8 protein-coding genes are annotated in these 13,089 nt (G+C 53.9%); all 8 read left to right on the top strand.

All coding sequences use genetic code 11. From position 1 onward, the window contains the following. The first annotated feature begins 156 nt into the window (after nt 1-156). Entirely contained in the window at nt 157-1,740 is a 1,584-nt protein-coding gene (locus EJP87_RS08495; protein ID WP_130471436.1) for an alkaline phosphatase D family protein, read from the top strand. A gap of 45 nt (nt 1,741-1,785) precedes the next feature. Further along, complete coding sequence (locus EJP87_RS08490; RefSeq protein WP_130471435.1) at nt 1,786-3,051, top strand: MFS transporter; 1,266 nt, start codon at nt 1,786-1,788, stop codon at nt 3,049-3,051. An 84-nt stretch (nt 3,052-3,135) separates the two neighbouring features. Next, the gene (locus EJP87_RS18445; RefSeq protein WP_227657537.1) at nt 3,136-3,492 is read left to right on the top strand and encodes a hypothetical protein; all 357 of its coding nucleotides are present in this window, start codon (nt 3,136-3,138) and stop codon (nt 3,490-3,492) included. After that, complete coding sequence (locus EJP87_RS08485) at nt 3,383-5,254, top strand: ATP-binding protein (protein ID WP_227657539.1); 1,872 nt, start codon at nt 3,383-3,385, stop codon at nt 5,252-5,254. Before EJP87_RS18445 ends, EJP87_RS08485 begins: the two co-directional genes overlap by 110 nt. A gap of 84 nt (nt 5,255-5,338) precedes the next feature. After that, nucleotides 5,339-7,120, top strand: a complete 1,782-nt coding sequence (locus EJP87_RS08480) for a peptidase domain-containing ABC transporter (protein ID WP_130471433.1) — start codon at nt 5,339-5,341, stop codon at nt 7,118-7,120. 2 nt (nt 7,121-7,122) lie between these two features. Then, entirely contained in the window at nt 7,123-9,354 is a 2,232-nt protein-coding gene (locus EJP87_RS08475; protein WP_130471432.1) for a peptidase domain-containing ABC transporter, read from the top strand. After that, the gene (locus tag EJP87_RS08470; protein ID WP_130471431.1) at nt 9,351-10,754 is read left to right on the top strand and encodes an HlyD family type I secretion periplasmic adaptor subunit; all 1,404 of its coding nucleotides are present in this window, start codon (nt 9,351-9,353) and stop codon (nt 10,752-10,754) included. The genes EJP87_RS08475 and EJP87_RS08470 overlap by 4 nt, the downstream gene beginning before the upstream one ends. Nucleotides 10,755-12,633: 1,879 nt before the next feature. After that, nucleotides 12,634-13,089: histone H1-like repetitive region-containing protein (locus tag EJP87_RS18980; RefSeq protein ID WP_193771243.1), on the top strand; the 456-nt coding region annotated here is incomplete at its 3' end.

Raw genomic sequence — 13,089 nt, 5'->3', positions numbered from 1 at the left:
CGCACGCCGCACAGATTTGTGCCCCGCAGGGGCACTCTTTGGGAGGGCGGACGCCCGACATGCACAGTTTCGCTTGTGGCAACAGTGAAGAAATTGGCAAATGCGATTGCCCTGTGTCACCGCTGCCACACGGGTTTGAGACCAGGAGTGAGTGCAATGCAACGCCAAAAACTACTGTTGAGTCGTCGGGAAGTACTGCAATGGCTTCTTTTGCTGAGTGTGGAGATGCACTCGCCGCTTCGTTTGCAGGCCGCCGAACCTCTCAACGCCTTGCAGCGTTCCCCCTTTGGCTTGGGGGTGGCCAGCGGTTCTCCCAGCCCGGATGGTTTTGTCCTCTGGACCCGTTTGTTGAGCGATGAAATCGCCCCCGAACAAACAGTTTCCGTCGCCTGGCAGGTGTTTGCAGCCGATGATCCACACCGAGTGGTTGCCCAAGGAGCTGCCCTGGCCTTGCCGGAGTTGGCCCATGCCGTGCACGTTGAAGTCAGTGGCCTGCAAGCCGATTGCTGGTATCACTATCATTTTTATGTCGGTGGACACTATAGCAGTCGCGGGCGCACCCGCACCCTGCCGCACACAGAGAGTCTGCCCACGAAGCTGCGTTTTGCCTATGCCTCCTGCCAGAATTGGGAAAATGGCTTTTTTGCCGCCTATCGGGCGATGCAGCAGGAGGGGTTGGATCTGCTCCTTTTTGTTGGCGATTATATTTATGAATATGCTGGGGCAAAGGAGGTGAACCAACGCAATGTGCGTGCCCATGCTTTGCCTGTCGCACGCACCCTGGCCGATTTTCGCCAACGCTATGCCCTCTACAAAAGCGATCCTTTGCTGCAAGCCATGCACGCCCATTGTCCATGGCTGGTGGTCTGGGATGACCATGAAGTGCAAAATGATTATGCCGGGCTTCACTCCATCTATGGTACAGAATCCTTTCCGGCGCTTCGTGCTGCCGCCTATCAAGCCTACTATGAACATATGCCCTTGCGACTGCGCACCTTGCAAAATGCTTTGCGCGGTCTGCAACAAGGAGCAGAACTGCGCCTCTATGATCGGCTCTCCTTTGGTCGTTTGGCGCAGTTTCATCTTTTGGATTGTCGGCAATATCGGGATCCTCCACTCTGTCCAGAGGATAGCGCTGTTTCCGGCAATAGTGGCTGCTCCTCTCCCCATCCCAGCCGCAGCATGTTGGGCAGGGCGCAGGAACAATGGCTGGAGGAGGGGTTGCAGGCCAGCGCCTCTGTGCCTTTTCTTTGGAATATTATCGTCACGCAAAGCCGCTTTACCCCAGGAAACTATCAAGAGGGGTATGGGGTCATGGCCTCTCGGGATCGTTGGGACGGTTATCCAGAGGCACGACAACGCCTTTTGGATCTTTTGCTGCACTATCGTCCACGCAATCCTCTGCTGGTTGGTGGAGATATCCATTATCATTGGCTAGCCAATGTGCATCACAATCCCTATGATGTGCGCTCCCCCATTGTTGCCAGCGAATGTATCGGTACCAGTATTACCTCGCGCAGTGGCCGCAACCAGGAGGCAACCAATCGCCATGCCGCACAAAATCCCCATTGCCTGCTCTCCTATAGCGAAAAACGGGGTTATGGTGTGATTGAGATTATTCCAACACGTGCAGAAATCACTCTGCGCGTTCTGGAGGATGTGCGAGACGAAGATTCACCCGTGTCTACCCTGGCTCGCTTTGAGATTGTCGATGGTCGATCTCTGCAAGCCATCCCTTGATTCCGCTGCCCAGTGGCAGATCTTTGCTTGCTTGGATGCCTGTTGATGAGTGAAGCTATCTCCCCGCATGCTGTTTTTCGTCATCGTGCCTTTACCACCTATTGGCTGTCACGCATTACCGGCAATATCGCCACTTTTTTGCAAGGGGTGGCCATTGGTTGGGTAGTCTACAGCACGGCGCGTCTGACTCTTGATGAGGCAGAGAGCATGTTTTTGGTAGGGATGTTGGGCCTGGTGCAATTTTTGCCGATGTTTGCCTTGGCTCTGGTCGCCGGTGCGGTCGCCGATCGTTATGACCGCCGCAGCATCTTTCTCTCCTGTATCCTTTTGCAACTCTTCTGCTCTTTGGCTTTTACCTGGCTTGCGGCGGAGGCGACTCCCTCCCTGCCTTTGATCTTTATTGTTTCCGCATTTTTTGGTATCTCGCGCACCTTTGCCATGCCCGCCGCCATGGCCATGTCTCCCACTCTGGTGCCTGCCGAGGTGTTGCCAGGGGCGATTGCCTGGAATACCCTTGGTGTGCAAGGGGGGATGATCCTGGGCCCCTGGTTGGGTGGCCTGTTGACTGCTGATTCACCAGTTGTCGCCAATGCCAGCGCCGCACTGCTCTATCTGTTTTCACTGTTGGCGGCTCTTTGGTTATACTATCTGCCCGTCAATACGCGACCTCCCGCGTCAAACAATGGCTCCCGTCTGACCATGATCCGCGAAGGATTATTCTATATTTGGGGCAGCAAGGCTGTCTTCGGTGCCATCTCTTTGGATCTGTTTGCGGTGCTGCTCGGCGGTGTGACCGCTTTGCTGCCCGCTTTTGCCAAAGATGTTTTGGATATTGGTCCGGAAGGATTTGGTCAATTGCGCTCCGTGTTTGCCCTGGGCGCCGGCAGCATGACTCTGCTTTTGGCTTTCTATCCCCTGCGCCGTCGTCTCGGTTACTGGATGCTGGGTGGGGTGGCGCTCTTTGGCTTGGCTACATTGGTGTTTGCTCTGTCACGTTCTGTGCTTCTCTCCATGATGGCCTTGATGGTGGCCGGAGCAGCCGATTCCATCTCCGTCTTCGTCCGGCAAAATTTGGTGCAGATTTTAACCCCCAATGCCATGCGCGGACGTGTCTCAGCGGTATCTGGTCTTTTTATCAGCGCCTCCAACGAATTGGGCGAATTTGAAAGTGGTGTGGCCGCTCGCTTTCTCGGTGTGGTCGGTTCCGCCATCTTCGGTGGTCTGGGTGCCATTGCCGTCACCCTCTTGTGGGCTAAACTCTTTCCGGCTCTCCGCGAGGCCGATCGTCTGCAACCTCCTGCTCCCCATTGAACCATTTTTTTTGCATCTGGGGATTGTTTCCTGTAGCCGTTTCACGTTATCCTGAAATGAGTATGTATTATCTGGGGGAATGTAATGAGCAATAAATGGTTTGCCCAAGCTCTGCGGGCAGCAGAGCTGGTCAATGCCGCGAAAAAAAGTGAAGAATTGGCTTGGCATAACTGGCTGACTGCCGAAACCCCAGCCAATAAATTGGCCTTTCTTTCTGCTCGAACTGCCTGGCTGCAGGCAGTACGCGCCTGGAAACAGGCGGTCCATCAGGCAGAAATTGCTGCGAACGGAGGGTCGGATGAAACACCTGAACTGGCAACCTCCCCCATGGATGAACAGTCGCTTTTTTCTGGCGCTGCTGATCTGGAGCACCTTGATTCTGCTCTCTCTGGCTTGGAATCATTACAACGAAAATCAACAAACCGAACAGCTCCTGATTAGCGTTGCCCGTGCCAACTTTGAAAAGGATGTCGCCTTTCGTCTCTGGGCCACCTCCCATGGTGGTGTCTATGTTCCGGTCGATGAGCGCACCCCTCCCAGTCCCTATCTCGCCCACATCCCTGAACGTGATCTTGTAACCCCCTCTGGCCGCCAACTGACTCTGATGAATCCTGCCTATATGTTGCGGCAGTTGATGTCCGATTTTGCTGAGCTCTATGGTATTCGCGGTCGAATCACCAGTTTGAAATATTTGAATCCCAACAATGCCCCCGATCCGTGGGAAACTGAGGCACTACTGGCTTTTGAAAAAGGGGCAAAGGAGATTATGACCTTTGCTTCCATAGAGGGAGAAAAATATTTACGTTTGATGCAGCCTTTGGTGACTACCGAAGGGTGTTTGAAATGTCACGGTCACCAAGGCTACCAAGTGGGTGATGTGCGGGGGGGAGTGGGAGTGTCGGTGCCACTGGCTCCTTATCTGCTTTTATCCCATATTAGTGCCAGCGCTGTTCTTTGGTCGCATGGACTAATCTGGTTGTTGGGAGGATCGGCGATTGCTTTTGCCTTCCATCTTTTGGGTAAACAATTGATTGCCCTGCAAAAAGCCAGAGATCAGGCCGAAGCGGCCAATCGGGCCAAAAGCATCTTTCTGGCTACCATGAGCCACGAAATCCGTACCCCGATGAATGTGGTCATCGGTATGGGGGATGTTCTGTTGGAAACAGCGTTAAATCCAGAACAACAACACTATGTGCGTAAATTGCAACAGGCAGGTGATGGTTTGGTCGATTTGATCAATCAAATTTTGGATTTTTCCAAAATGGAAGCCGATCAATTGGAGATTTTTCCCGCACGTTTTTCTTTGCCGGAGCTGCTGCAGGAGGTTTGCGAACTGTTGAAAGTGATTGCCGATGAAAAGGGATTGCCCATCGTCTTGACTATCCATCCCCTGCTGCCCCGTTGGGTTATAGGAGATCGCCTGCGTCTGCGTCAGGTCTTGTTCAACCTGCTTGGCAATGCCATAAAATTTACCGAACAGGGTCAAGTCACCTTGCGTGCCTGGGCGGAACAGGAGGAGAGTCAATGGCTGCATTTGGAGGTTGAGGATAGCGGGATCGGTATTGATGAAAAGGATCTGGACACTATTTTTGAGCTCTTTTCCCAGGTGGAGGCAAGTGTCACCAGGCGCTTTGGCGGCACCGGTCTGGGTTTGGCAGTGAGTCGGCAATTGGTGCAACGTATGGGTGGAGAAATAAATGTTTCCAGCCGCTTGGGGGCTGGGAGCTGTTTCCATCTGCGTTTGCCTCTGCCAGAGAGCACTCCACCACAGCAGACACCTGCCCCTGCCCCCCACATTGCAGCGGACTGCCGGAATAAGACAATATTGCTGGTGGAGGATTCGGAGGACAATCAGATCTTGGTGCAAGCTTTCCTGAAAAACACTCCTTTCACTGTACAGGTTGCCAACCATGGCGTCGAAGCTGTGGAAAAGGTAAAACAGCAGAGGTTTGATCTGATTTTGATGGATGTGCAGATGCCCATCATGGATGGCTATACGGCAACAGGCCTCATTCGCCAATGGGAACGGGAAAATGGCCGAGATCCCACCATCATCATCGCTTTTACTGCCCATGCCCTGTCTGGGGAACAAGAGCGCAGTCAACATGCCGGATGCAATTTTCATCTGACCAAACCCATCAAAAAGGCGCGATTGATTGAGATCATGCATCGCTTTACCTGTCAGTGTGGCCCCGCACCTTGAGGAAGAAGGTATGAAGGAAAACAGTTCCTTGGTTGTCATGCAGGAGTGGTTGCAGCGCTTTATTCCACTCATGAGGAAGTGCGTATGAGGGAAGAGAAGCATTTGCTTACCCAGAAGGAGTGGTTGCAAAAGCTCACCCCATTTTCCGTCGTGCGACCCTATCTGGCGGAACTGTTGTTGATCTCTTTGATGATCAACCTGCTCTCTCTGGTTTTGCCCCTGGTGTTGTTGCAAATTTATGATCGGATCATTCGTTTTTCCGCCATCAGTACCTTGCAGTGGCTGTTGGTCGGTGTTTTTTCTGCTTTGCTTCTGGAGTCTCTTCTGCGTTTTGGTCGTTCCCTGATCACTGGTTGGATCGGTTCTCGCTTTGAATATCAAGCCTCTTGTACGGCCATGCAGCATCTGTTGCATCTGCCCTGGAGCAGGTTTGCGCAAAGCTCGGTAGCTGTGCAGAGCGAACGTTTGGCGGCTGTCCTGACCTTGAAGGAGTTTTATTCGGGGCAGGCGGCTTTGGTGCTCTTGGAACTTCCCTTTGTTTTGCTCTATCTGCTTTTGATCCATCATCTGGCTGGTGGTTTGGTCTGGGTGCCCGTTTGTTTGTTGTTGCTGTATGCCCTTGCTGCCTGGTATTGGCAAAGCTCTTTGTACCGGAAAATTCAAGAGAGCGAAAAATATAATGAACGGCGTTTGCACTTTATTATAGAAACGCTCAGCGCCATCTCTATCGTCAAGGCGCTGGCTTTGGAGTTCAGTATGGCACGCCGCCATGAGCAGTTGTTGACCGATGCCGCTGCACAAGTGCAAGAGATCGGTCTGCATGGTGCCGATGCACAAAATACCGGTTTTTTCTTTTCCCAACTGGCCACCATTGCCATGGTCAGTATGGGTGGCATGCAGGTGATTGAGCAGCAGTTGACTGTTGGTGGTTTGGTGGCTTGTTCGATGCTGGCTGGCCGGGCGCTGCAACCGCTGCAAACGGCTGTCGGAATATGGGCCCGCTTTCAATCGATTCGTATCGCACGTAACCGTCTGGAAGAGCTCTTTGCCCAGGGATTGCAGGGAGAGGAGGAGGGGCCTACAGGCACAGCTTTGCAGGGTGAGGAGAGGGGAGTTGCGGCACAAGAGGAGCCTCTCTGCCGTGAGCAGAGTGCAACCCTCTCCTTTCGACAGCAAAAAAACTCCCCGCAAGGGGCAAGCCTCTGTTTGCAGCAGGTGACCTTTCCAGTGGATGGACAGCAACCGGTATTGCGCAATCTCTCCCTCCAGGTAGTGGCCGGTGAGACCATCGCCATTATCGGTGCCAACGGCAGTGGCAAAACTCTTCTGCTCTCCTTGATCATGGGTATTTTTGCGCCAGGCAGCGGTATAGTCCGGGTGGATGCCTTGGATCCTTACCAGCATCGGCCTGACGGTATCACCTATATCCCTCAGGAAGGGGTGTTGTTGCGTGGTACCTTACTGGAAAATCTGCACATGTTTCGCGAAGAGTGGAGCGAATCGGCCAAACAGGCGGCGCGCCTGCTCGGGGTCGAGGAGTTTATCCTGGCCTTGCCAAAAGGCTATGACACCCTCATCGATGATGGCAACCAGGAGATGATCCCGCGCGGTATCAAACAGCGCTTGGTAATTGCTCGTGCTTTGGTCACTCCACCACGTTTGCTGCTGTTTGATGAGGCCAATATGGCCATCGATGGCAATGGCGATGAACGAGTCCGCCAGGCCTTGTTGGCTTTGCGTGACCAATGTACGCTCATTCTTATCAGTCAGCGTCCTTCATTGCTGTCGCTTGCCCATCGTGTCTTGACCCTGCGTGATGGCTGCTTGTGGCCGGTCAAGGACAACTCAGCAACAACAGGAGGATAAGGATGCTTGCCCATAGCGATCCCATTCTCCGCGCAGAAAATCCCGAATGGCTGGCTATGGCCAAATTGCTGCAGCCATCCTTGGCATTATCGGGTGTGCTGCTGGAAAATCATCAGCGCAGCGCTTTGGGTGCTCTGTTGCTGCCCCTGCTGGTGGCTTTGGGCTATCATGGTGACTGGCGGGCAGTAGCCGATGCTCTGCCTTTTACTGCACACCCTCTTGATTTGACTGCTCTGCGCGATACCTTGGCGCGCCTCTCCTTTAACAGCCATGTGCAACGCTGCGCCCTGAACGATATTCATCCCCGGCGGGTGCCTTGCCTGTTTATAAGCAACTCTGGCCAGGCATATTTGTTGTTGCGTGATTCTGGGCAAACTTTGGTGGTCTACGACCCGCAATCCGCACGCATTGGTTTGCCGGATGGCGACGATCTGGATGGCATAGCCTGCTATTTTTCCCCGCTCGATCTGGAAGAGCGCCAGGCCCAACAGGCACGCTCTGGTTGGTTTGCCATGGTCACCCAACGTTTTCGACCCGCCTTGGGCCCTCTGTTGCTGCTCTCATTGTTGCTGACCTTGTTGCAGGCGGTTTTTCCACTGTTTGTCATGACGGTCTATGATCGGGTGTTGGGCAGCCGCTCTTTGGAGACCTTATACCATTTATTGGTCGGCAGCGCTTTGGCCCTGTTGTTTGATTGGTTGATGCGGCGCAGTCGCGCGCAAATGATGGTCTATATCGGGGCCCGACTGGATGGCATGATCGGCTGTTCCACCTTTTTACGCATTCTCTCCTTGCCAACCTTTTTGATCGAACGGGCGCCGGTAGGGGTGCAGGTGGCGCGTTTGCAGGAGTTTGATGCCCTGCGTGCCTTTTTGACTACCCCGATGGCGCTGCTCTTTTTTGACCTGCCTTTCTCACTGCTTTTGTTGCTGGTCATCGGCATGTTGGCAGGGATGTTGGCCTTTATCCCCCTCCTGGCCATCCTTTTGTTTGCTCTGCTCTGGTGGTCCATGCAGCCATCGGTGGCGCAAGCCCAGACACGCAGCCGTCTGGCCAATGGTCGCAAGCAGGAATTTGTCATGGAGAGCTGCAGTAAAATGGCCACCATTCGCCAATGTGGCAGCGAAACTATCCGTATGGAAAGCTTTCGTGCTTTGGCCGCCCAAGCCGCGGAGGCCAATCGACAAAGTGAACAGATCAATACCTTGGCGCAAACCCTGTCACACATCTTGGTGGTCTCCACCGGGGTCACCACCATCAGTGCCGCAGTTTTACAGGTGATGGCAGGAGAGTTGAGCGGTGGCGCTTTGGTGGCCATCATGATTCTGGTCTGGAAGGTGCTGTCGCCCATGCAAACCGCACTGCATGCCATTACCCATCTGCGGCATTTGCACTCCGATATTCAGCAGATCAATGCCTTGATGAATGCCCAGCCAGAACAGGAGGAGTTTGCGCCCCCTGAGCCGAGCCATTTTTTTCGCGGCCAGATCTCCTTTGCCGGTGTGGGAGTGCGCTACTCCGCAGAGGCCGAACCGGCCTTGGCCGGCCTCTCCTGTGAGATCAAAGCCGGAGAGTGTGTCGCCATCATTGGTCCCAACGGTTCTGGCAAATCGACCATCTTGAAACTGTTGGCCGGGCTGTATGCGCCGCAAGCGGGGCAGATTCGTATCGATGGCATGGATATTCGTCGCCTCAATCCGCTGACCTTGCGCCGAGGCATTGCCTATCTGCCACAATCCAATCGCCTTTTTTATGGTACGTTGGCCGATAATCTGCGCCTTGGCAATCCCCTGGCCAGTGATGAGGAGATCCTGCAAGCCTGTCGGCAGGCGACTCTGCTGCCGGCCATTGAAAAATTGCCAGAGGGTTTGCACACCTGGGTTTCTGGACAGATGCAGGATGCCTCTGCGCAGTATGCCTTGTTGTCGGCCGGGTTTGTACAAAAATTGGCTCTTGCCCGTCTTTATCTGCGGGCCAACACTCTGTTGCGCAACAGTAGCGGTGGCGGGATCCTGCTCCTGGATGAACCCACCAGTTCTTTGGATCAGGAGGCCGATCAAGCATTTATGGCGATTGTGCGCCGTTTGCGTGGACATGTCACCTTGCTGTTGGTAACCCATAGACCCAGTCATATGCGTCTGGCCGAACGCATTTTTTATTTGGAGCGGGGTGTGTTGCGTCTGGCAGGCCCCACAGCCGAGGTATTAGCGCAGATTCTCAAGGAGTCGGCATGAACGAACAACCAGCTCTTCCTGCTGCAGGCAAGGCGCCAGGCTCACCGCTACAGCTTGCGGTTGCCAACAAGACCAGCTTGCCGGTGATTACCTATCAGCGCAATCGTTATCTCGCGCAATCGGTACTGTTCGAGGAGTCAGAGCTGCCGCGTTTGCTGCGCAGTGCCTTGTTGTTGATCTCTGTGGCCTTGATTCTGTTTTGTCTGTGGGCCAGCTCCTTTTCCCTGGATGAGATGACCCATGCTTCCGGGCAGGTAATCGCCGCCGCTCCGGTCCAGCGTATTCAACATCTGGAGGGGGGGATTGTGCAGGAGATTTTGGTCAAAGAGCGGCAAATTGTGCAAGAGGGCGAGATTTTAGTGCGTCTCGATACCCATGCTGCCCTTACCGCACTGCAACAGGTGCGCTCCGAACAGGCCACTTTATTGGCCTGGCAAGCCCGCTTGCGCGCTTTTCTCGATGACAATGAGGCGGACTATGGCAAAGTGTCTGCTGAATTTGTCGCGGTGCTGAAGAGTCAACAACAGCTCTTGCAGGCGCAACGACAGGCACGGCAAAGTCAGCGCCTGCTTTTGCAGGCGCAGGCCGAGAGCCATCGTTTGGAGCAGGAGCAGTTGCGTGGCATGGGTAAATTTTTTAGCAATCGCATTCGTTTGGTCAAAGAGGAAAAAGCCTCTCTGGAAAGCGGTCTGCGCAGTGGAGCTACCTCGCGACAGGATCTGATTCGTGTAGAGCAACAGTTGAATGATGCCGAAAGCGAATTGCAGCGCAATCATGATCTGCAGAGCAAAGCGGAAAAGGCCCAGCAGGAAATTTTGCTGGATCTGGCCAAACGGGAGGATGAACTGCGTGAGAAAGCGCAAGGTGAGTTGAGCAAGGTTACCGCCGATCTGAGCAAAGTCGAGGAGGGGTTGATGCAAAACAGGGATCGGGTGGCCCGTTTGGAGGTGCGGTCGCCGGTGCATGGCATTGTCCAGGAGATGCCGGTGAAAACGGTGCGTGGGGTGTTGGCTCCTGGGGCCACCATCGCCGAAATTGTGCCAATCGGTCCAGTGCGTTATGTGGAAGCGCGGATTCGTACCCTGGATGTGGGTCATCTGGCAGTAGGGCAACGGGTGACGGTCAATGTGCTGGCCTACGATTATGCGCGCTATGGCGGGATCGAAGGCACCTTGGAATCGATCTCGCCGACCACTTTTCAGGAGGGAGAGGGTAAAGAGCCCTATTACAAGGCGTTGGTTCGTCTGCATAAGGATCATGTCGGCAGCCAAGCCAAAGTCAATGAGGTGTTGCCGGGGATGGTGGTACAGGCCGATATTCATACTGGGGCAAAAACGCTTATGGAATATCTACTTAAGCCAATATATGCCTCGATTGATCAGGCATTCCGAGAGAGATAGTGGCTTTTTTGTAACTCTCTTTTACATGTAAAAAATTATGACAGTTATGGTTAAAATATTGAAATTTATTGAATTATTTTGTTGCTGTTGCTGGCAGGGCGTGAGTTGTTTTACATTTTGTGACCTTTTGCTTTGATTTGTCTGCCTTTTGGGGAGGGGGTTGTTTTATAAGGTATTGATATTGATTGTATTATTTTATTGGATTCTTTTTTGCATCATCATAAACGGCGTTTTTGTATAACCTTCACCACCCCTTTTTATCGCAGGTCGTAAGGAGTCGAACAATGACAACCACAGAGCAATCCAGTACATCGGAGTTCGCAGCCGTGCTGGGGTCTTATTCTGCCGTGGCTGCGGCAGTGGAAGACGGTTCAGTGGCTTTTGATCTTTTTTTGCCCAGTACGGATGCCAGCAGTAGTTTGCTGAGTGCAGGTGAGCTGGTTTTGACCGGAGTTCCGGCGGGAGTCACCTTCAACAAAGGGGTGGCAGGAGCGGATAATACCTGGATTATTTCAGCCGCCGATTTGCAGGCGAGCAGCGCTGACAGCAGTGGCATGGGGGGAGGTTGGGCAGTTCCTGGATTGCAGATGAACCTTGCTGCCAACAGTGGGGAGAATGTGCAGTTGGGTGTACAGCTTAATCTGAGCGGTCCCGGTGGCAGCCAAGTGCTGACCATGAAGCCGATCATGGTGCAAGTATCTGCTCAGGCGGATACGGCGCAAATCAGTAATACCGCCAGTGGCCAGGGTGTGCAACTGGCTTTAAGCGATTTGGATGGATCAGAGTTTATTGATGGTCATTTGTTGTTGACCGGCTTGCCGGATGGCGCCACTTTGAATATTGGTCAAGCAGGCGATAGCGCCCATACCTGGATGATTTCCCAATCCGATTTGCAGGTGACTGCCAGCAATGCCGAGGGGCAACCGATTGCCTGGGCTGTTCCCAACCTGCAGGTGACTCTTCCTGGTGGGGGCAGTGGTACGGTAGAGGTGGGTTTGCAGGTCAGCATTGGTGATGGTTTTGACAGTCTGAGCTCTACGGGGCAGGTGCAGTTGGTTGTAGCTCCGCCGGTTGCTTCAACAACGGGCTCTTATAATCCAACCGGTGCTTCAGTTGGAGCGCGTTATGCCGAGGCCGCTGCACCAATCAACATCTCCTTTTCGGCAGCACAGGGGACAGAGGATTCCGGAATACCGCTCAATTTGCAGATTTCCTTGACTGATGCCGATGGTTCGGAATCGTTGACCGGTTCAATTGTGATTTCCGGTCTGCCAGAGGGGGCAACCTTGAATGTGGGTACTCCGGGGGCCAATGGAACCTGGAGTTTGGCAGTGAGTGATTTGACGGTAACGGCCAGTACCGCCACAGGCAAAGCTATAGCCTGGTCGGTGCCTGGTTTGACCGTGACACCCACGGCGGACAGTGGCAGCAATTTTCAGTTGCAAGTGCAGGTGAGCAATAAAGACATCGTCTACATGCGTTCGACTACGGCAGGAGTTCTGGTGCATGAGAATGGCCAGGTGGATGGGGTGACTATGCAGATGAATGCCACTCCAGACGGTAGCGATGGTTCACTGGCTTTGCAACTGCAAATATCGCAAGTGGATCGAGATGGTTCGGAGTTTATTGATGGCAATTTGCAGTTGACTGGCGTTCCTGACGGAGTGGTATTGAATAAGGGAGTGGCTGGTCCCGACCATACCTGGATTATCTCTCCTTCAGATCTGCAGGTTGTGGAAACCAACGCATCCGGACATGCCATCTCTTGGACAATCCCGGATTTGCAGGCAACAGCGGTCAATTATAGCGGTGGACAGATCGTTTTAGGGGTACAAGTGACGGTCAGCGATGGTTTTGTCACGCAAGCGAGCAGCAGCCAATTATTGGTAGATATGCCGCAAGCGGTAACCCAACCGCCAGAGACGGTGCCGCCAGAGACGGTGCCGCCAGAGACAGTGCCACCAGAGACAGTACCGCCAGAGACAGTGCCGCCAGAGACAGTGCCGCCAGAGACAGTACCGCCAGAGACAGTACCGCCAGAGACGGTTCCGCCAGAGACGGTGCCGCCAGAGACCGTGCCGCCAGAGACAGTACCGCCAGAGACGGTACCACCGGAGACAGTACCGCCAGAGACAGTACCGCCAGAGACCGTGCCACCAGAGACAGTGCCACCAGAGACAGTGCCACCAGAGACGGTGCCACCAGAGACGGTGCCACCAGAGACGGTTCCGCCAGAGACGGTGCCACCGGAGACCGTGCCGCCAGAGACGGTACCGCCAGAGACAGTGCCGCCAGAGACAGTGCCGCCAGAGACGGTTCCGCCAGAGACAGTACC

This window comes from Candidatus Magnetaquicoccus inordinatus, from assembly GCF_004217665.1.
In the GTDB taxonomy this organism is placed as follows: Bacteria; Pseudomonadota; Magnetococcia; order Magnetococcales; family Magnetaquicoccaceae; genus Magnetaquicoccus; species Magnetaquicoccus inordinatus.
The sequence above is the reverse complement of the archived record's forward strand: the minus strand, read 5'-3'. Positions and strand labels throughout refer to the sequence as shown.

Coding starts and splice junctions, on each gene's coding strand:
- EJP87_RS08495 (WP_130471436.1), top strand. CDS start 157: ATGCAACGCCAAAAACTACTGTTGAGTCGTCGGGAAGTACTGCAATGG.
- EJP87_RS08490 (WP_130471435.1), top strand. CDS start 1,786: ATGAGTGAAGCTATCTCCCCGCATGCTGTTTTTCGTCATCGTGCCTTT.
- EJP87_RS18445 (WP_227657537.1), top strand. CDS start 3,136: ATGAGCAATAAATGGTTTGCCCAAGCTCTGCGGGCAGCAGAGCTGGTC.
- EJP87_RS08485 (WP_227657539.1), top strand. CDS start 3,383: ATGAACAGTCGCTTTTTTCTGGCGCTGCTGATCTGGAGCACCTTGATT.
- EJP87_RS08480 (WP_130471433.1), top strand. CDS start 5,339: ATGAGGGAAGAGAAGCATTTGCTTACCCAGAAGGAGTGGTTGCAAAAG.
- EJP87_RS08475 (WP_130471432.1), top strand. CDS start 7,123: ATGCTTGCCCATAGCGATCCCATTCTCCGCGCAGAAAATCCCGAATGG.
- EJP87_RS08470 (WP_130471431.1), top strand. CDS start 9,351: ATGAACGAACAACCAGCTCTTCCTGCTGCAGGCAAGGCGCCAGGCTCA.